19 protein-coding genes are annotated in these 19,088 nt (G+C 74.0%); 6 read left to right on the forward strand and 13 right to left on the reverse strand.

The window, feature by feature from the left end; all coding sequences use genetic code 11:
* Window positions 1-252 precede the first annotated feature (252 nt).
* On the forward strand, window positions 253-714 hold the full coding sequence (locus ACFV1L_RS13440; protein ID WP_380365462.1) for a universal stress protein: 462 nt from the start codon (window positions 253-255) through the stop codon (window positions 712-714).
* A gap of 47 nt (window positions 715-761) precedes the next feature.
* Window positions 762-1,436: a CBS domain-containing protein gene (locus ACFV1L_RS13445; protein ID WP_380365463.1), complete on the forward strand. Its 675-nt coding sequence runs from the start codon at window positions 762-764 to the stop codon at window positions 1,434-1,436.
* Between the two features lie 166 nt (window positions 1,437-1,602).
* Here ACFV1L_RS13445 and ACFV1L_RS13450 read toward each other — a convergent pair whose 3' ends face one another.
* From ACFV1L_RS13450 to ACFV1L_RS13460, 3 genes are all read right to left on the reverse strand, one after another.
* On the reverse strand, window positions 1,603-2,265 hold the full coding sequence (locus ACFV1L_RS13450) for a hypothetical protein (RefSeq protein ID WP_380365464.1): 663 nt from the start codon (window positions 2,263-2,265) through the stop codon (window positions 1,603-1,605).
* Between the two features lie 30 nt (window positions 2,266-2,295).
* Window positions 2,296-3,213: a hypothetical protein gene (locus tag ACFV1L_RS13455; RefSeq protein WP_380365466.1), complete on the reverse strand. Its 918-nt coding sequence runs from the start codon at window positions 3,211-3,213 to the stop codon at window positions 2,296-2,298.
* A 251-nt stretch (window positions 3,214-3,464) separates the two neighbouring features.
* Window positions 3,465-4,334, reverse strand: a complete 870-nt coding sequence (locus ACFV1L_RS13460; RefSeq protein WP_380365468.1) for a helix-turn-helix transcriptional regulator — start codon at window positions 4,332-4,334, stop codon at window positions 3,465-3,467.
* 78 nt (window positions 4,335-4,412) lie between these two features.
* On the opposite strand from ACFV1L_RS13460, the gene ACFV1L_RS13465 reads away from it, so the two are divergent.
* Window positions 4,413-5,180: an SDR family oxidoreductase gene (locus tag ACFV1L_RS13465; RefSeq protein ID WP_380365470.1), complete on the forward strand. Its 768-nt coding sequence runs from the start codon at window positions 4,413-4,415 to the stop codon at window positions 5,178-5,180.
* A gap of 56 nt (window positions 5,181-5,236) precedes the next feature.
* Window positions 5,237-5,446, forward strand: a complete 210-nt coding sequence (locus ACFV1L_RS13470; RefSeq protein WP_380365472.1) for a tautomerase family protein — start codon at window positions 5,237-5,239, stop codon at window positions 5,444-5,446.
* A 639-nt stretch (window positions 5,447-6,085) separates the two neighbouring features.
* On the opposite strand, the gene ACFV1L_RS13475 is transcribed toward ACFV1L_RS13470, so the two are convergent.
* The 3 genes from ACFV1L_RS13475 to ACFV1L_RS13485 all read right to left on the reverse strand — a co-directional run bounded on the left by ACFV1L_RS13475 (window position 6,086) and on the right by ACFV1L_RS13485 (window position 8,030).
* The gene (locus ACFV1L_RS13475; protein WP_380365474.1) at window positions 6,086-6,466 is read right to left on the reverse strand and encodes an STAS domain-containing protein; all 381 of its coding nucleotides are present in this window, start codon (window positions 6,464-6,466) and stop codon (window positions 6,086-6,088) included.
* A 188-nt stretch (window positions 6,467-6,654) separates the two neighbouring features.
* Window positions 6,655-6,999, reverse strand: coding sequence for an erythromycin esterase family protein (locus tag ACFV1L_RS13480; RefSeq protein ID WP_380365563.1), 345 nt, complete (start codon window positions 6,997-6,999; stop codon window positions 6,655-6,657).
* Entirely contained in the window at window positions 6,969-8,030 is a 1,062-nt protein-coding gene (locus tag ACFV1L_RS13485; RefSeq protein WP_380365476.1) for an erythromycin esterase family protein, read from the reverse strand. Before ACFV1L_RS13485 ends, ACFV1L_RS13480 begins: the two co-directional genes overlap by 31 nt.
* 890 nt (window positions 8,031-8,920) lie before the next feature.
* Between ACFV1L_RS13485 and ACFV1L_RS13490 the strand changes: the two genes are divergently transcribed.
* Together ACFV1L_RS13490 and ACFV1L_RS13495 are read left to right on the forward strand one after the other, a co-directional pair.
* Window positions 8,921-9,862: a hypothetical protein gene (locus ACFV1L_RS13490; protein ID WP_380365478.1), complete on the forward strand. Its 942-nt coding sequence runs from the start codon at window positions 8,921-8,923 to the stop codon at window positions 9,860-9,862.
* Window positions 9,862-10,929: a Ku protein gene (locus ACFV1L_RS13495; RefSeq protein ID WP_380365480.1), complete on the forward strand. Its 1,068-nt coding sequence runs from the start codon at window positions 9,862-9,864 to the stop codon at window positions 10,927-10,929. Before ACFV1L_RS13490 ends, ACFV1L_RS13495 begins: the two co-directional genes overlap by 1 nt.
* A gap of 39 nt (window positions 10,930-10,968) precedes the next feature.
* On the opposite strand, the gene ACFV1L_RS13500 is transcribed toward ACFV1L_RS13495, so the two are convergent.
* From ACFV1L_RS13500 to ACFV1L_RS13530, 7 genes are all read right to left on the reverse strand, one after another.
* The gene (locus ACFV1L_RS13500; protein WP_380365482.1) at window positions 10,969-12,018 is read right to left on the reverse strand and encodes an aromatic ring-hydroxylating dioxygenase subunit alpha; all 1,050 of its coding nucleotides are present in this window, start codon (window positions 12,016-12,018) and stop codon (window positions 10,969-10,971) included.
* A 349-nt stretch (window positions 12,019-12,367) separates the two neighbouring features.
* Window positions 12,368-12,919 carry a hypothetical protein gene (locus ACFV1L_RS13505; protein WP_380365483.1) on the reverse strand — a complete coding sequence of 184 codons (552 nt, stop codon included), beginning with the start codon at window positions 12,917-12,919 and terminating at the stop codon, window positions 12,368-12,370.
* Window positions 12,919-15,477, reverse strand: coding sequence for a helix-turn-helix domain-containing protein (locus ACFV1L_RS13510; protein WP_380365485.1), 2,559 nt, complete (start codon window positions 15,475-15,477; stop codon window positions 12,919-12,921). The genes ACFV1L_RS13505 and ACFV1L_RS13510 overlap by 1 nt, the downstream gene beginning before the upstream one ends.
* Before the next feature lie 12 nt (window positions 15,478-15,489).
* A complete protein-coding gene (locus ACFV1L_RS13515; RefSeq protein WP_380365486.1) occupies window positions 15,490-16,170 on the reverse strand; it encodes a hypothetical protein in 681 nt (226 codons plus the stop codon).
* A 608-nt stretch (window positions 16,171-16,778) separates the two neighbouring features.
* Window positions 16,779-17,630, reverse strand: coding sequence for a HEAT repeat domain-containing protein (locus ACFV1L_RS13520; protein WP_380365488.1), 852 nt, complete (start codon window positions 17,628-17,630; stop codon window positions 16,779-16,781).
* Between the two features lie 68 nt (window positions 17,631-17,698).
* Window positions 17,699-18,082 (reverse strand): hypothetical protein, encoded by a 384-nt coding sequence (locus ACFV1L_RS13525; protein ID WP_380365489.1) that lies wholly within the window; start codon window positions 18,080-18,082, stop codon window positions 17,699-17,701.
* A gap of 163 nt (window positions 18,083-18,245) precedes the next feature.
* Window positions 18,246-19,079, reverse strand: coding sequence for an NAD(P)H-binding protein (locus ACFV1L_RS13530; RefSeq protein WP_380365491.1), 834 nt, complete (start codon window positions 19,077-19,079; stop codon window positions 18,246-18,248).
* Window positions 19,080-19,088: the final 9 nt, after the last annotated feature.

Raw genomic sequence — 19,088 nt, forward strand, 5'->3', positions numbered from 1 at the left:
CAGAGTTCAGGGCACGGGCCCGGTGCGGCGCTGGGCCGTTGGTCACCGCCCGGCATCCGTTCGGCCCCCGTCCGGTGCCTGTCCGGTGCCTGTTCGGCGTCTGTCCGGGGCTTTGCCGTCGCCAGGGGCCCGGGGTCGCCGCGGCGGGACCGTCGGCCCCCATGGTTGGCCCCAGCGGCCCTGGAGCGCCGCGCACCGTCGCACGAAGGTGGAGCTACCACCGGGAACGACTGGCCCCAAGGGAGGCACACCGTGCAGGAGCAGAACGCGGTACCGCGCAGGATCGTGGTCGGGGTGGACGGGTCCCCGGCCTCCGTCGACGCGCTGCGCTGGGCCGTCGGACAGGCGCACGCGGTGGGCGCGGCCGTCGAGGCCGTGACCGCCTGGCAGCACCCCAACGCGCCGGGCTGGACCGGCCACCCCGACGACGAGGACTTCGCCGCCGGCATCGCACGCAAGACCCTCGACGCCGCCATCGCCGAGGCGTCCGACCCCGAGCGCCCGGTCTGGATCGCCGCGCGGGTGGTCAGGGGCGGCGCGGTCGCGGCCCTGCTGGCCGCGGCCCGCGACGCCGAACTGCTGGTCGTCGGCAGTCGCGGGCACGGCGGGTTCGCCGGGGCGCTGCTGGGGTCGGTCGGCCAGCACTGCGTCCAGCACGCGCCGTGCCCCGTCGTCGTGGTCCGACACGACGCGTCCCCGCCGTCCGCCCGATGACCCGCGACCGCACGGGACCAGGAACAGGAACAGGAAGGACGGTGACGATGCGGCACCGAAGCGTGGGTCAGCTGATGACCCGTCCGGTGGTGAGTGTGCGGCCCGGGACCGGGTTCAAGGAGATCGCCCGGCTGCTGGCCGAGCACGACATCACGGCGATGCCCGTGCTGGACGCCGAGGACCGGCCCGTCGGAATCGTCTCCGAGGCGGACCTGCTGCTCGGCGAGTGCGCCCAGGAGGACCCGTCCGGGCTGCTGCTGGCACCCGACCTGCCCCCCGAGCAGGCCGCCCGCAGCCGGGCCACCACCGCGGGCGAGCTGATGAGCCGCCCGGCGCTGTGCTGCCGCCCCGAGTGGACGGTCGTGGAGGCCGCCCGCCGGATGCAGGACGCGCACCTCAAACGGCTCCCCGTCGTCGACGAGGCCGGACGGCTCATCGGCATCGTCAGCCGGGGCGACCTGCTGCGGGTCTTCCTCCGGCAGGACCGGGCGATCCGGGAGGAGATCCGCCACGACGTCCTCGACGCCGCGATGGGCCTCTCCCCGGACGGGCTCGGCGTCACGGTCGAGGAGGGCCGGGTCACGCTCACCGGCACGGTGGAGCGGCGCAGCCTCGTCGACGTGCTGGAACGCCTGTGCCGCAGCGTGGACGGCGTCGTGGATGTCACCGTGCTGCTCGACCACCGCACCGACGACACCGCCGGCCTCGGCGCGGAGCGCTGACCCCTCCCGGTGGGCCGCCCACCAGGCTCGGTGGGCGTGGTCGGCGAGGAGGCTGATGGCGGTGGGCGCCGGGCGTGCCCGGCCCGGAGGAGCGGATCGCCGGGCCCGGCCGCCGAACTGACGGCCCGGCACCTCACCTCGCCGTCATCGGGGCGCCCTCTCCGGGTCAGTTCTTCTCGTAGAACGAGCTGGAGTCCCGATCGAAGAGCAGCGTGACGGGTGTGCCGTCGACCAGGGTGACCTCGCACGGGTTGCTCCATGCGTGCAGGATGACGGTTCCGTTGTTCTGGTACTTGTCCAGGAAGACGGACACCCGCTCCTCGGGGACGAAGGACGCCTGCTCGCCCGGACCGAGGGTCACGGCGCAGAGCGGGGACGATCCGTCGTCTCGTCCCTCGGCCGACATGGTCGACGTCTGCGCGAGGCCGAAGGTGTAGGCCTTCTTCACCGACCCCTCGCTCTTGTTCCGGACCCAGTAGGCCGTGTCGGAGGGCGGCTTCTGGGTGCTGTTGCGGGTGAACGCGGCCCCGTCGAAGTCGTAGTAGACGCCCATGTCGGCGTTGCCTCCCAGCGGCGTGTCCTGGGAGATGGTGTGGCCCTCCTCGATGGTGGTGAGGGACGCGTACAAGGTGTACTGCTCCTCCCAGGACACCGCGTTGTTGGCCATCGGCGCGAAACTCACCCACCCGACGTTGGTGGTGTTGCCACCGGCGAGGGAATCACCGCCGGTGGCGGTCACCGCCTTGGCCAGGATGACGTTCTGGCCCAGCGTCTTCACGATGTAGTCGGCGTCGCTCGCGCCGGGGTTGATGTGCAGGACGTAGGTCATCGTTGCTCCAGGTTCGGGTTCGGGTCTGGCTCACGTGCTGGCGGGGGTGCCTGCGTAGAAGGCGTAGAGGGTGCCGTTGTACGACGCGAGGCGCGGGTGCGCGGCGTCGGCGACGCCCGGGATCTGCTGCCACGCCTCCGTCCACGTGCCGGCGCCCCCGTTGTAGGCGCACCACCACAGGGCACCGTCCGCGTCGACGGCCACGCCCAGGAGTTGTTCGTCCTTGTCGTCCCCCGGGACGACCCCCAGCGCGGGGTAGATGGGGTTCTTGGGTGCCTGGACGGAGACCTTCTGCGCGGTGCTCCAGGTGGAGCCGGCCCGGTCGTAGACGCTCCAGAGCACATCGGTGGTGCCGGCCCCCGGGCTCTGGTAGACGAGGTACGGCCGTCCCTTGAACTCCCTGACCGCAGGCTGACCGGAGGCGCTCTGACCGGGCACGGCCTGGAACCCGCCCCAGGTCGCGCCGTCGAACTGGCTCCAGGTGAGGGCGCTGCCGGTCTTGGTGACGAGCATGAGGGTGTTGTTGGAGTACGCCAGGTCGCAGCTCCCGCTGTCGGGCGAATCGGGGATCGTCTGGTCCGCCGTCCAGCTCTCACCGCCGTCGGTGCTGAGCGTCCACGACAGCGTGTTGCTGGTGGCCGTGGTGTGGACGCAGCACAGCTCGTCGGTGGTCCGGGCCGCGAGGGCGACGGCTCCCGCGCTGACCCTGGTGTCCGAGTGGTCGCCGCTCCACGAGCCGTCGAAGACGCGCGAATGCAGGTAGGCGTCCGCCGGACTGACATGGGCCATGCACAGTTTCTCGACATCGCCGTCGTAGAACGGGGCGGGTGCCGGATAGGAGTTGCCGATCACTATCTCGTCAACCGGCTCGGGCGCGCCCCAGGCCTTGTTCTGCGCGGCGAAGGGCATCATCCACAGGACGGGGTCGCTGTCGTCGGCTTTCGTCATCGTGTCGTCGTCCTTTCGTCGCTCGACGTCGACCACGCACGAGGGGGGCGGACGGCCCCCGCCGCGAGCGGATGTCCACCGCGGGAAAGTCGGAAACATCCGCGGCATGCCCTTACGACGCCACCACAGGAACCCGCACCCGACACCGGCCCCGCCCGCCGTACGGCCCCCGGCCCGCAACCGATCGCACTCCGGCGGCTGTTGGAGGTCCGGGGCCCGCCGTCCGCCTCGCCTGTGCGGGCGACGCTCCGTCAGAGTGTCGGGTGCACGACGTTCTGGGTGCCGACGACCGTGAGCAGGTCGAGCAGGCCGGCGCTGTCGGTCCCGGCCACGGGGGTGAACCAGAGCAGGCGCTGCCGGCCGTCCTCGCTGAAGAGGTTGAGGCAGTTGACCTCGATCGTGCCGAGCGTGGGGTGGATCAGACGCTTGCGGTCGTCGCGCCGGAAGGCGACGTCGTGGTCGGCCCAGAGCGCGGCGAACTCGGCGGAGGCGACGAGCAGTGCGCGGATCATCGAGGCCGCCTCGGTGTCCTTCGCGTCCCGGCGGGCGGCGGCGGCCCGCAGGTCCGCGACGAAGGCCCGGGACTGGGCTTCGTGATCGGGCTCGGGGTAGAGCTGCCGGGCGTCGGGTTCGGTGAACCACCGGTGGACGAAGCTGGCCCGAGGTCCCCGGAAGCCGGACTGGTCGCCGAGCAGGGCCACCGCGACCGGGTTCTGCACGAGCGTGACGTGCAGGTCGGTGATGACCTGGGCCGGTGTCCCGGCCAGCCGGTCGAGGAGGTCGAGCATGCCGGGGTGCACGTGGGAGGCCGGACCGCCCTGGGCGGGCACCGGGCGGTCCGCCAGGCGGAACAGGTAGTCGCGTTCGTCGGCGCTCAGCCGCAGGGCCCGGGCCAGCGAGGCGATCATCTGCTCGGACGGCTGGGACCCGGCTCCCCGTTCGAGCTCGTTGTAGTAGTCCACCGACGCGCCGGCCAGCTGGGCGACCTCCTCGCGGCGCAGCCCGGGCACCCGGCGTCGGGGCCCGGCCGGGAGGCCGACGTCGGCCGGGCGGATGCGCTCGCGCCGTGAGCGCAGGAAGGCACCCAACTCGCGGTGTCTCGCAGCAGTCATGCCCCCCATTCTGCGCTCGGCCGGGCCGCCGACCCAGGGGATGACATCCCCTGGTTCCGCCGGTCGCGGCCGCGCATCGTGGACGCCATGACCACGAACCACGACACTCGAACCCATTCACCGGCGGCCGCGCGGGTCGCCGTCGTCACCGGAGGATCGCGCGGCATCGGCCGCGCGGTCGCCCGCAGGCTCGCCCGGGACGGCCTGGACGTCGTGGCGAACTACGCCTCCGACGAGGGCGCGGCCCAGCAGACGGTGGCGGCGATAGTCGCGGACGGCGGGCGCGCCGTCGGCGTGCGGGCGGACGTCGCGGACGAGACCGCCGTGGCGGCCCTGTTCGACCGCGCGGAGCGGGAGTTCGGCGGCGTGGACGTCGTGGTGAACGCCGCCGGCCGGCTCGCCCTGTCGCCGATCGCCGACCTCGACCTCGCCGTGCTCGACGCCGTCCACCGCACCAACATCCGCGGCACGTTCGTGGTCGCGCAGCAGGCGGCCCGGCGGCTGCGGCCGGGCGGTTCCTTCGTGGGGTTCTCGACCTCCGTGGTCGGGACGCAGTTCCCCGCCTACGGCGCGTACGCGGCGAGCAAGGGGGCCGTCGAGGCGATCACGCTGATCCTCGCCCGCGAACTGCGCGGACGGGACGTCACTGTGAACACCGTCGCCCCCGGTCCCACCGCGACGGACCTGTTCCTCGACGGCAAGGCCCCCGAGCAGATCGACCGGCTCGCCAAGAGCTCCCCGCTGGAGCGTCTCGGCACCCCCGAGGACATCGCCGCCGTCGTCGCGTTCCTCACCAGCCCGGAAGGGCACTGGCTCAACGGCCAGGTCCTGCGGGCCAACGGCGGCCTGGTCTGACCGGCCGCCCGCACTTCCGATCCCGTCGAAGAAACCCCTCCAAGGAGTACGTCCCCATGCCTTTCGCCAACTTCAAGGTTCCCGCCGGCACCGTCACCGCCGAGGACAAGAGGAAGATCGTCGAGCGCACCACCGAGCTGTACGCGGAGATCTACGGAGAGCGGGCCCGTGCCACCACGGTCGTCCTCGTCGACGAGGTCGTCGACGGCGGCTGGGGTGTCGCCGGCCACGTCCTGACCGCCGCCATGCTCAACGGCGACGCCTGACCGCGACCGTCCGGGGCCGGCCTCACCGACCTGCGAGCACCTGCGCCCACGGCTCGTCGAGGCCGGCCACGCCCAGCACGGCGGCGACATCACGGCAGCCGGGGCCGAGCCGGCAGCGGGGCGGTCCCATGCCCCAGCCCGCAGTCCCACTCCCCCACGGCAGCGCCGCATTTGACGATGCGTCCGCCGCTGGCACCTCCGAGGCGGCGGCGCTCAGCCCGGATCGTAGCCCGCACAGCCGCCCCCGATCGTCGGAGCCCTCCCGGCCTGCACGGTCCGCCCGCTGCGGTGACCGGTGCGTTCACCGCAGCGGGCGGGATGCGCTCGAAGAGCCGCAGGAGCTCGTACCGATGCCGCGTCTCGTCCCTTCGCCTCCGGTACGCTCTCCGCCGCCCGTTCGGCCTTGTCGGCGAGGCGACCGCAGCCCGGTGGGCGGCGGACCGGCGCGGCCGGTGCTCATGCCGGCAATCTGACCGGCCGTCACCGACCCGCTCCCGCGCCGCCGAGTCCCGGGGCAACGAACCGGACAAGGCCGCAGCCCCCGGCCGGCAACCGAGCAAGCGACCGGCATCCGCCCCCGGGACCGGGCCCCACCTGCCTGCCTGACTGTCACCGGGCGTCCGGCGCAGGCCACCCGAATCAGCCGTCGGCAGCGTTGAGCGCGGCGTCGACGTCCTCCTCGATGTCGAACACCTCGTCGGCGCCGGTGGCTTCCAGCAGCCTCAGCATCTGCTGGCTCGGGCCGGCCACCACCAGCCGGATGCCCGCGGCCGAAGCTGTCGTCCGGGCGGTGAGCAGGGCGTTGACTCCCGTGGAGTCGCAGAAGCCCAGCCCCGCGAGGTCCACGACGACCACACGTGCCGCCGGGGGCTGCATCGCCTCGTCGAGGGCGGCCGCGAACTGGTGGCGGCGGTCCATGTCCATGTCGCCGACCGGCCGCACCACGCACACCGACTCCGACACCCGCTCCACGGTGACACGCAGGTCAGGACCGGTGGCGGGCCGATGTTCACCGGACATGAGCGGCGCTCCTTCGAACGGGAAGCTGTCCGCTTCGATCGTCCCGCCCCCGCCCCGCCCGGTCCAGCCGTGCCGCCGCCCGAGCCCTCCCGTCCGTGTGCGGCGCATGCCCGCCGGCCTGGGCACCGGGGAGATCCCCTGATGACGAGCCCGAGGCCGTGCCGGCACGGCGGGGTGGTCGTCCGGTGTCAGTTGAGCATCTGGGCGGCCTGGACCTCCTGGAGGTGGATGAGGACGTCGTGGGTCTGGGCGAGGCGGATCTGCGGCGCGTCGGCGATGCCGGGGTAGGTGGCGCCGATGTTCTTGATCGTGTGCGGTTCGGCGAGCCAACTGCGAGCCGCGGTGGGGGTGTTGCGCAGGTCGACGACGTAGTCGCGGTAGCGGACCTTGTCGAGGGTGTACTCGGCGCTGCCCGGGGCGGCCGGGGCGGCGGTGAACCGCTCCGGGACGCCGTCGTGGTTGAAGGCGTTGAACGTGCCCTGGTTGAAGCTCAGGCCGACGCTCAGGTAGGCGGCGCCCAGCTGCTCGCGCAGGAACTCGCCCTGGACGGGGGGTGGCTGGCGGGGGCGTAGGTCTTGAGGGCGACGTGGGTGTTGTGGGCGGAGATCATGATCTTGCTGCCGGTGCGCTGCTGCCACCAGGCGACGTTGTCCGCCATGACGCGGTCGCGGTAGAGCATGGCGGCGGGGATGTTCTGGGGGTCGTCCAGGTCGAAGGCGTACAGGGTGGTCATCTGGTGGATCGCGGTGGCGTGCTGGAGGGCCCAGGCGTGGGCCTCGTCATCGGCGCCGGGGTGCTGCCTGAGCAGTTCCACCGCCCGGCCGGTCCGTTCGGCGAGCTCCTTGCGGTCGGCGAGCGGCTTCGCCAGGTAGTCGTTGACGTAGGTCTCGGCGCTGCCGGCGGGCCGCAGTCCCCGGTACAGCTCGGCGATCTGCGCGGCGAGTTCGGGGCTGGACGCGGCTGCGAACGCGTTCACCTGGTCGTACAGCCCGGGGCCGGCGAAGCCGTTGTCGTCGCCGACGAAGTGCACCGGGTCGTCGGGGTGCTGGATGTTGTAGGCGCGCATCCAGCGGAGCAGGTCGCGGCTCTCGGCGTTGTTCCACCACCGGTAGGTGCCCTGGAACTCGTCGTCCATGATCTGCTTCAGGTCGCCCTCGCCGCGCGTGAGGTAGGCGTCGATCCGCAGACCGCTGCTCCAGGCGGCTTCGAAGGCGAAGGTGCGGAAGCCCTTCTCCTCCACGAGGTAGCGGAAGACGCGGTGCTTGAGGGTGACGAATTCGTGCGAGCTGTGGGTGGCCTCCCCCACGCCCACCATCTTGGCGTCGCCGACCATCGCGCCGAACGGGCGCAGATCGGCCAGGCTGCCCCGGGGTTCGGTGGTGCGCAACGGGTGCGCCACCCGGTCGAGGGCAGCCTCGGGCGAGCGGAACGCGGCCGCGTCGGCGGAAACCGACGCGGCGGACGGTGCCGACGGGGCGGCGGCGGAAGCGGCGGGTGTGACGGCCAGCGTGGCCCCGAGGGGGACGAGCAGCGCGGCCAGCAGGAACGTGCGCGTGGTGATCATGGGCCCAACCTTCGCCGCCCACCGGCACCGCGGACCATCCGGTACACCCCCCTACCGGCCCGGGGGTTGGCCTCACCCACCGACCGACGGGGGCCGCCGGGACCGCGATCCCCGCCGTGACTGGGAGTCAAGCACGCTGCCCCCGCCCGAATCCAGGAGCAGCGGCCCCCGAGAACCGGCCCAACCCGGGTTCCACGCCTCCCTGTCCTGTCACCGGGTCATGCCGCAGACCTCAACCCCGACCCCGCACGGGATTCCTCTCCTCCCTGCCGCCGGGAGCGCCTTCCCCGGGTTGACTGCCGCAGGCGGCCGTTACGGGGTGCCGATCGGGAAGTCAGCGTCATGTTCGACAGGTCCAGTCCCCGGACCTGGTGGACCCCTCGGTGACCTCGTGCAGGCCCTGCCCCGCGCGGAGCGCGCTCTGGCGCCGCAGACCGGGGTGCACCGTCGCCCCCGGCTCGCCATCGAGGGACGCGAACGCGTCCACGTCCCGCACCGTCCGCCCCGAGGGTCCTTGACCGCCCCCGGCTTCAGCGCCGCCACGAATCCGCGGTCCGCGTCCTCGGCATCGGCCGTCTGCTCGTACAGCCGCGCGTAGGGCTCCAGCGCGTGCGGGTGCCCGGGGGCCGGCCGGGCCCGGATCGTCCCGATGACCTCTTCGGTCCGGCCCCCGTCCTCCAGCAGGCGTTCGGCCGGCTCCGGCGGGATGCACCCGGATCGCGTCCCGGTGCCGGCGGTCAAGATCCTCGGCGGCCTTGGCGGGGCACCGTGGCGTCCGCGTCCGGCATCCGGTGACAGCGGGCGGTCCGGACGGCAGAGTCGGGCGTGCGGTGGCCTCCCGCGGATGAGCGAATCGCCACAGCGGGCAGACGGTTCAGCTGGAGGCAGTCGTGGAGACGTTCGGGAAGGTCGCCGACAGGCTCTACGCGCTGCCTCCGCGCGAGTTCACCGCGGCCCGCGACGCCGCCGCAGCAACCGCCCGGAAGGACGGGGACCGGGCGCTCGCGGCGAAGATCAAGGCGCTGCGCAGGCCCACGCTCGCCGCATTCGCGCTCAACCGCCTCGTCCGTGTCCACCACGACGAGGTCGGACCGCTGCTGGAGCTCGGCCGCTCGCTGCGCGAGGCCCAGCAGCAACTCGCCGGCGCCAAGCTGCGGGAGCTGTCCGCGCAGCGCCACCGGCTGGTCGCGGCCCTGACCGAGCAGGCCCGCGGGGCGGTCGCCGAGGCGGGCGAGCGGCTCGGCGAGGCGCAGCTGCGGGAGGTGGAGCAGTCGCTGCGGGCGGCGCTCGCCGACGAGCGGGCCGCCGGAGAGCTGGCGGAGGGCCGGCTCACCGGAGTCCTGGAGGAGTCCGGCCTGGCGGTGGTGTCCGGGGTCGGCGGGCCGTCCGGCCGGGTGCGGCCGGTGGCCGCCGCGGGGAGCAAGGAGGAGGAGGGGGAGCCGGCCGGGGGGTCTGAGAAGGCGGAAAGGTGGGCAGCCGCCCGGCGTGAGGCGCTTGAGCGGGTGGCCGAAGCCGAAGCCGGCCTGGCCGCGGCCGAGGACGAGCAGCGGGCGGCCGGCCGGGAGGCCGAGCGGCTGGACGGGCAGGTGGCCCGACTGGCCGCCGAGGCCGCCGCCGCGGCCGGGCGGGCCGAGCGGGCCCGGGCGGCCCTGGAACGCGCCGAGCGGAAGGCCGCGCAGGCCCGCGACGCCGAGCAGGCCCGGCGCGCCGAGCACCGGGCCGCCCAGGGACGCGCCGCAGCGGCGGAGCAGACGACCGGCCGCGCCCGCGCCGAGCTCGACGCGGCACGGATCCGGCTGCGGAGACTGGAGAACGAGAAAGGCGGCCGCTGATGGCCCGACCCGTATGGACCGGCGTGCTCACGTTCGGCCTGGTGACCGTTCCGGTGTCGCTGTACACGGCGACGGACAGCCACAGCGTGCAGTTCCACCAGCTGCAGCGCGGCACCGGCGACCGGGTGCGCAACAGGCGGGTGAACGAGCGCACCGGCGAGGAGGTCCCGTACGAGGACATCGTGAAGGGCTACGAGGTCGCCGACGGCGAGTACGTCGTGGTCGAGCCCGGCGAGCTGGAGCAGATCTCCCCCGGCCGCTCGCGCACCATCGACATCTCCGGCTTCGTCGACCTGGACCAGGTCGATCCGATCTTCTTCGACAAGACGTACTACCTCGGGCCGAAGGGCAAGGAGTACGGGAAGGTCTTCCAGCTCCTCACCGAGGCGCTCACCCGCTCCAACCGGGCCGGCATCGCCTTGTTCTCCATGCGCGGCAAGGAGTACCTCACCGCGGTGCGCGCCGAGGACGGCCTGCTGGAGCTGCACACCATGCACTGGGCGGACGAGCTCCGCGACCCGCGCAAGGAGATCGGGGACCTTCCCGGCGGCCGGGCCGAGTTCAGCGGTCAGGAGCTGGCGACCGCCGAGCAGCTCATCGACATGCTCACCGTCGACTGGAACCCCGAGGAGTACCACGACACGTTCGAGGAGCAGGTCAGGAAGCTGATCGAGGACAAGGCCGCCGGCCGGGAGATCGCCGTCGCCGAGGGCCCGCCCGCCGAGGCGACCAACGCGGTCGACCTGATGGACGTGCTGAAACGCAGCCTCGAAGGCGTCCAGGGCGGCACGGCGGCGCCGACCGCACGGGGCCGGGCCCGACGGTCCCGCAGCACGCCGAAGCGGACCGGCGGGAAGAAGGGCACCAGCGCCCGCTCCACCGGATCGAAGACGCCGGCCGCCAAGAAGCGCACCACCGCGGAGGACGACCTGTCGCAGCTGACCAAGGCCCAGCTGTACGAGAAGGCCGCCGAACTGGAGATCGCCCACCGCTCCACCATGACCCGCGACGAACTCCGGAAAGCCGTCGCCGGAGCCACCGGCAGCCACCTGCGCGCCGCCTCGTGACCACCCGTCCGACCGCCGGCAGGGCCGGCGGGTCGGCCGTCAGTTCGCGCCGGGCGGGTAGAACTGGCGGACCCAGTGCCGGTAGATGCCGACGGACTGGTCCCCGGCGGCGAGCCGGGGCCGGGGCTCGTACCGCTTGTGGTTCCAGATCGGCACGTCCTGCCGGATGATCCGGGCCGTCATCCGCAGCGTGGAGCGGGCGACGGTCCTGGTCAGTGCCGCGCGGACCGCCGGCAGGTCCGGGCCCGGTACGCGTTCCGGGTCGGTGATCTCGCAGGCCGCCGCGACCCGCAGCACCGTGCGCCAGGGGCCGATCGGGGTGGGCAGGCCCCAGAGGTGGACGGCCATGCCGAAGCGTGGCAGTTCGAGCTGGGTGAGCGTCCACCCCAGCCCCGCCATCAGCGTGGACTTCTCCCAGGACAGCGTTCCGAAGAACGGGATCCGGCCGGCGACGGAGCGCAGGTTGGTCCGCAGGTACGGCCCGTCGGCGGCGGCCGGTGTCATCTGCCGCACGGCCAGGCGGTGGAGCGTGCCGAGGTGCCGGAAGTCGGTGACGTTCTCCACGACCTCCTGCGGGTGGGTGTCCGTCTCCACCGCCCAGTGCGCGGTCGGCCGTACCTCCGGGCCGGGCAGAGCGGGCAGCTCCCAGCCGGGCGGCTCGTCGTCGTGGCCGTGCCACACGTACAGGAAGCCGTTGCGTTCGAGGACCGGGAGGTGCGCCACGCCGGTGCGCAGCAGCACGCCGTCCGGATCGCTGACGCAGCCGCCGTCGGCTCCGAACGCGAAGCGGTGGAACGGGCAGACCAGTGTGTCGCCCTCGACCGTGCCGCCGACGCCGAGGTGGGCGCCCATGTGGGGGCAGTAGGGGCGGGTGGCGCGGACCTCGCCGCGGCGGGTGCGGTAGAGGACGACGTCCTCGGTCGCGAACCTCCGGGTCAGCACGGCGCCCCGGCGCAGTTCCCCGGAGAGGGCGAGGCAGAACCAACCACTGGGCGTCGGGAGCGCGGGCCCGTCGCCGGCGGGCACGGCCCGGGGCGGGCGGGCAGGCCGCGGAGCGGTGGCCGGGAGACTGTCGTCTGCGGTTGTCATGGGGCACACGGTAGGCAGACGAACGTTGGCCGCCGCGCCGTGTCGTACGCGACACCTGCCGCACTCACCCGCACCGCCCATCTTCCGGCGTCGACAGCAGTGCGCGGCCCCGCTCACAGGGCACGCCCGGGCCCGCCCGGCGCGGTGACGCGCGTACGCGGCACCCGCGGCCCGGGCGGGAGTCCGGACGGCCGGGATTCGCACCGGGGCGGTTCCCACGGCTTCCCGGCCTCCGACTGGAGCTGACCGGTCGGCGCGGTGCCGGCTGTTGGCGCGGCGGCGGCCCGCGTAGCGGCGACACGTCTCTCCGGGGCCGCGGCGAGCCCGTGGACGGCCGTCCTTCGAGGGGTCAGTTCAGCTCGAAGTCGTCGGTGTCGTACTCGAAGTCGTCCGGCGCGAAGCCGGCGTAGCCGCCTCCGCCGTTGAAGTAGTCGGCCAGTGCTTCGCCGATCACTTCGCGGACCTCGCCCTCGTCCTCGGCGAGGGCGAGGGCCGCGGCCTGGTCGCCGGTGAGGGAGAGGTGGATGTCGCGGGCCCGGACCGCGTCCGAGCCCTGGATCTCGAACGTCCTGGTGCGGCCGACCCGGACGGTGATCCCGGAGCGCGCACCGAGCTTGGCCAACTGCTTGGCCTTGCGCTCGCGTCCGCGCTCGGTGGTCTGCACGTCCAGCGCGTCGCGCTGCAGCCGCTCGGCGTCCGCCCCCCTGGGGTGGCGGGTTCCGTCGATCCAGCGCAGCACGGTGCGCGGGGACACGCCGTAGGCGGCGGCCATCGCCTTCGTGCTGCCGCCGTACTTGCGCTCGCGCACGTGCCCGGCCTGGGTCGTCGACTGCACCGGCGCCTTCCGCGACGGGAACAGCGCCTCGCGGACCCGCCCGAACATGCCCTTCAAGCCCGCCATCAGCTGTCGCCTCCCTGCGCGTCGTGGCCGGCGCCGGCCGTATCGTCGTCGGCCTGCTCCGGACCGATCCGAGTGCCGTCGGTCGCGTGGTCGTGCGTCAGCCTGGACGGGTGCTCGCGGCGTGCCATCGCCTCGGCGGCGGCCCGGAGCGGGATCGAGGCCTCGTGCTTGTGGCTGCCCGGTGCGATGCCCAGGCGCAGCGCCCCGGGTACGGGTGAGCCGTCGTCCTTGACCGGCAGGAGCTCCAGCGGGGAGGGCCGGTCGGTGGCGTAGAGGTAGGAGTCGACGTTGACGGCGAACGGCGCCCGGCCGGTCAGGAGGTAGGTCTTGCGGAGGCGGCGGTGGGCGGCGATGCGGGCGGCGGCGATGATGTGGAAGCGGATCTCGGGCCGGTAGGTCCAGGAGGCGGCGGTCTTCTCCAGCCACGTCTCGTCGTCGAGGTGGCGGGCGGAGTCGGCCCACTTGCCGATGCCGCCCTTGTAGATGTTCTTGTACAGCCTGGCCAGGGTCAGGGCGTCGGCGCGCGCCGGGTCGTCGCCGGTGTCCTGGTGGGCGGCGTAGGCGGTGAGGAACTCCTCCGGCCCCTGGCCGTCGATCAGGCCGAGGTCGGCGTAGACGCGCTTGTAGCCGGTGCGGACCCGGCCGGTCCACTCCTTGAGCAGCGGCGCGGTGTGGGTGGACAGGTACGCCTCGGCGATGGTGGCCGGGTCGAAGCCGTAGGTGGTGGCCATGTAGGCGACGGTCGGGGTGGCGTACCAGCCGGGGCCGGTCGGCGGGCGGCCGTGGAAGGTGGCGGGGTGGGGCAGCAGCTCGTCCACCTCGACGGCGGTGAAGTCGCACAGCCACAGGCCGGCGGTCCTGCCCTTGCCCCAGGTCGGCCGCTCGACGTGCTCCAGCTCGCCGACCGGCAGGGGCAGGGAGTCGGTGACGGACAGGTACGACGCGCAGACGTCGACCGCGACGGCGAAAGCGCGGCCGGCTTCGTCCCGGGTGAGCTCGCGGGCCCACCACTTGTAGTCCTCCTCCTCGCACACCGCCCCGCCCTCGGAGAGCAGCTGGCGGGTGAGGGGGTGGCGGGCCCCCGCCGCGACCGGCACGCACCGGTCGCCGGCCGGGAGCGCGCCCTCGCGCAGGTGGGAGGACCACTCCCCCGTCGCCTCGTCCCTGACCCACTCGACCCGCGGGCGGACCGCGTCCAGGAGCAGCATCGCGGTGGAGGCGGTGGTGGCGCCCGGCGCGACGCCGAGGTCGGCGGCGAAGGCCCGGTAGCGGCGGGCGAACGTCTGCCCGTCGCGGCTGCCGTCGGGGGCGGTGGCGAGCGGAGCGGCGAGCGCGCTGACGGCCTGCTGGCGGGCGTCGCCCTGCCCGAGCCACGGCGCGACGGTCACCTGGAGGGACGTCTTCGGGCCGCCGGCCGACCCGGCGCGGCGGAACGCGCGGAAGACCGGCCCGACGTTCTCGCTGATCTCCATTCCGACCGCTGCGGCGGCCTTCGCGAGCTTCGCCCGCAGCGTGTTCAGCGCCTTGTCGGTGCTCGGGAGTGCGGCGGGCAGGCCGAGCTGCTTGAGCGCGGCGGCGGTCAGGCACACCGCGCCGTCACCTCCCCGCCCCAGCGGGTGGGCGCGCTCGACGCGCAGCGGCAGCCCCGTGCCCAGCCACGCGAACCAGTCGGCGAGCTTCGTCCCGGCCGGGGCCGGGAAACCGGGCACGTCCAGCACCCAGCCACCGCCGTCGACGGCGTCCAACGCCACCACCGGCACCCACCGCCCGGCCGTAGGCCCGGCCCCGGAGGCCGGGCCCGCGGTGCGCGGCGCTGCCGGGCGGCCCTGCGCGCGGACCGGGCGCTGACCGGTCCGCGCCGCGGCGGCGGCCGCCGACGGCGGCGCAGCGACCGGGGTCGGGGAAGCCGAGGTCGCTGCGACCGAGGCCGCGGAGTCGTCCTGGACGTCGGCGGCGGGGGCCGGGACGGCCTGCTTCTCCGCCTCGACGACGGGGGTCGGGGCCTGGGCGGCCGGAGCCTGAGCAACGGGGCGGCAGAACCCGCCGAGGTGCATCGGCCGGCCCTGCGCACGGTAGACGGAGGGCTGCCCGCACTGCACGCACGGCGCGGCGTCGGCCATCACCAGCGAGCCGTCCGGGTGCTGATCGAGCATCACCGGCTGCGGTGCCGTCCCGGCCTGCTGCCCAACGGACGGCACGGGCGCGGGCGCGGCGGGAGCCTGCTGCCCGACCGCAGGGGCGGCCGGCGTCCCGGTGGACCCGACCGGCTGCCCGGCTCCCGGCACGGGCGCGGGCGCGGCGGGCTCGTCCGGGGCGGGGAAGCGGGCGGCCAGGCCCTCCAGCAGGCGGCCGTAGGCGGGGGCGACCTCCGGGCCCGGGACGGCGCTGCCGTCCTCCCACTGCGTCACCAGCGCGGAGCCGACCCGCAGGGCGGCGGCGATCTGCGCGGGCGTCAGCCCGGCCGCCAGGCGCAGCCGCTTGCGCTCCGCCGGGGCCGGCAGGGCGGTGCTCACGGCGGCGAGCAGCGCGTCCACGGACTCGAACAGCTCGTCGGACATCGGGGCTTCTCCTCAGCGTCCGTTGGGGCGGGTCGGGTCCAGGCGCGGGTCGCCGAACAGGGCGTCGAAGACGTCCTCGGTGACGCAGCCGACCAGGTTCCGGTCGGCGTCGCGCAGGGTGTAGCCGGCGCTCCGGCCGAGGCCGGCCTGGGCGATCGGGACCTGGGGACGGTAGTAGAAGGTCAGCTCCCGGCCGGCGAACTCGCCGGAGTCCTCCTGCGGCGCGGTGTCGGGGTGCGCGGTGTCGGGGTGCGCGGTGTCGGGGTGCGCGGTGTCGGCGGGCAGGATGAACGAGGGCAGGGCCTCGACGTCCTCCTCGCCGGCCAGGTGCAGCACGCCGTCGTCGGCGGTGCGGAAGGCGACCACCAGGTCCACGCCGCCGGCGCGGCGGTCCTTCGGCAGGCCGTGGCCTTCCAGGACCCGGCCGAGCTGGGAGGCGGACATCGCGGCCGCCATGCCCAGGGCGCGCCGGTTGGAGTAGGCGCCGGCGGCGTCCGCACGGGCCATCGCCACCTCCTTCACCACCGTCAGGTGCTGGACGAGGCCGCTGAGACGGGCGACCAGCGCGACCAGCTCCTCGAAACCGGCCGCCTGCGGCGGCTCCACCAGTCGCTCGCCCCGCAGCCCGGCGAGCAGCGCCCGGCCCAGGTCGTCGGGCACCTCGACGTGCTCACCGCCGATGCCGACCCTCACCTGAAAACCCCCAAACGGTAGAGCATGAACAAATAGTAGGGCTCTGCACTTTGGAAGACCAGGACGAAGGGCGCGGCGCGCGGACCCGGGTACGGCGCACCGGTGCCGGACCCGCGAGAACACCGCCCACCGCGCGTCCGCCGGGCCGCCGGCCGGATCCACCAGCACGATGGGCACCGCCAGGAGTCCGGCCCCTCGGCACGGTGGCGCAGCGCGGCGGCGAGAGGCTGCTCTCCGGCACCGGCGAGGCCTGCGCACACCCGCCCGCGGGCGGGACGCGCCTGGCTGGGGCACCGGATTCTCCTCGCCTCGTCGGTCACGGGGTCTCGGGCCGGTCGATCGACACGCCCGACGGGCCGTCAGGATCCCTGCGTACCCCGGGGACCCCAATTGCAGCCCTCGCCGCGGTGCCCGCCGGCACCGGCGGCCGCCTGCCGGCCTGCTGGTCGCGGACGCCTCGCTTCCGGCCGACGACCGCCGCCGCTCCGTGGCCCGGCCCCGGCCGGGCAGGTGGGGGCGCCGGCCCGCCGGCGCCCGAACTTCGCCGTGACGCTCCGAAGTTCGGCCGTACAGCTCCCGGAAGAGCCGCAGGCGGCACAGGCGGGAACTCACCTGACGGTGGGGAAGTCCAGGGCCGTGCGGGCGGCTTCACGGACGTCGGTGTCCTTGTCCGCAGCGAGCCGTTCGAGGGCGGTGCGTACCGCCGGGCCGGGCCGGCCGGCCAACGACCATGCGGCTTGAAACCGGACCACGGGGTCGGTGTCCTCGGTGCGGGCCGTCAGCAGGTCGGTGACTGCCGGGTCGTGCGCCGAGCCGAGGGCGTGCACGGCGGCTTGCCGCACTTCGGGGGCGGGATCCCCGGCGCCGGCGATCAGCAGGGCTCGGGCACGTGAGGGATCCCCCACGCCGAAGATGCTGCCGAGGGTGCCCATCACGTGGGCGCGCACTCCCGGGTCCGGGTCGGACGCCGCGTCGGCGACGAGTGCGAAGTACTTGGCCCCGCCGAAGTCGGTGACGCTCAGGCCCCAGATGCCCACCTGCCTCGTCGCGGGGTCGTGCGAGGCGATGCAGCCGAGCAGCAGGCGGTGCGCTGTCTCCGGCCAGGCGGTGAACAGGGCGAGGAGGTCGAGCTGCAGGGTGCCGCCGTCATCGTTGCGAGCACCCACGCTCGCGCGCAGCAGGGCCGGCAGCGCCGCCTCGCCGCAAGCACCTGCCAGGACGTGGGCCACGAGGTCCCGGGCGAACGAGTCGTTCGCCTCGACGCAGTCGGCGAGTCGACGCTCCAGCTCGGGCAGCAGGAACGCGGCTTCGGGTGTCCGAAGCCGCTCCGCCAGGTGCTCGAACCGGCGGCATGCACCGGGTCCGCGATCAATGCCCCCGCCCAGCCCCAGGTCCAACTCCTCCCACGCACCCTGCAGTTCTGCACGCCCGACCGCTGCGGATCCATCGCCCCTCGACATGCCCGCACTCTACGCACATGAACTGTCGCCCCCCGGACGCGCGTCACGGCGGCGCGAAGACCTCGAACCTAAGCCGTGCCGCCCTGTTGGCGGGCCATCCAGTCCATGATGGCCTGCTCGGTCCGGGCGAGTGCGTCGGTGGGGCTGAACTGCAGCAGCTCCGTCCCCGCGTCGACGTAGGGCCGGTGGCCCGGCGGCTGGTAGAAGGCGTCGCCGGCCTCGTACACCTCCTCGTGGTCGGCGAAGACGAAGCGCATGCGCCCGGCGATGACGTAGCCCCAGTGCGGGCACTGGCACTTCCCGTCGGGGAGTGACTGCAGCGGCCCGTCCAGGTCGGCGTCCGCCCCGAAGGAGACGAATTCGACGGTGTAGCCGTTCATCTCCTCCCGGCGGTCGGTCACCGGGCCGAACTCCTGGACCTTCGTCGCGGACTCTTTGGACACCTTCGGCATCGCTCGGCTCCTTCCCGTGACGGCCCCCGAGGCTCCCCGTCCCTTCGAGTCGACCACTCCGTACGGCCGGGTGCATCCGGGCGAGGGGCGGCGCGCCGGGGGCCTTTCGGGACGCCGGGACGTGCCCGGCCGGGTACGGAGCGGCGACTCGGGACCGGGGGGCTCAGCGGAAGGCATCGGCGCTCTCCGCCGCCCACTGCCGGAAGGTCCTGGCCGCCGACCCGGTGATCCGGAAGACCGTGTCGTGCACCTGCTGCAGCGCTTCGTTGACGTCGCCGCCGGTCACGTCGAGCACCGCATCCGCCGCCTCGGCCCCGAGGACGGCGACCATCCCGGCCCGGGCCTCCTCCCGGCCGATCTCGGCGAACGCCACCTCCCGCCCGATCACCGTCGCGATGGACTCGACCTGCTGACGGGCCGTCACCCGCTCGGGGCCGGTCAGCGCGTACGTCCGGCCCCGGTGGCCCGGCTCGGTCAGGGCGACGCACGCCACGGCCGCGATGTCCGCGGGGTGGATCGTGGGCAGTCCGGTGTCCGCGTACGGCACGCGGACCGTCTCCCGCCGGCGGATCGTCGCCGCCCACGCCAGGGCGTTCGAGGCGAACTGGGTCGGCCGCAGGACCGTCCGTGCCATGCCACTGCTCTGGAGCAGCCGTTCGACCGTGAGGTTCTCGGCGGCCGGGCCGAGGTGCGGATGGGTCTGGACGGTGATGGAGGAGACGAGCACGACATGCTCCACGCCCGCCCGGCGGGCGGCCGCGATGACGTCGGCGTCCGGGCCCAGACGGGAGACCAGGAACAGCGACCGCACTCCCTCCAGCGCGGGCTCCAGCGACGCCGTGTCGGCGAGGTCGCCCTCGACCGCCTCGACCCCTTCGGGGAACGCCGCCCGTGCGGCGTCGCGGGTGAACCCCCTGACCGGGCCGGCGCCGCGCGCGTGCAACTCCTTCAGCAGAGCAGTTCCGATGTTTCCGGTGGCCCCGGTCACGAGGATCACGAGCACCTT

Origin of the sequence: Kitasatospora sp. NPDC059646 (assembly GCF_042734615.1) — a bacterium.
Classification (GTDB): domain Bacteria; phylum Actinomycetota; class Actinomycetes; order Streptomycetales; family Streptomycetaceae; genus Kitasatospora.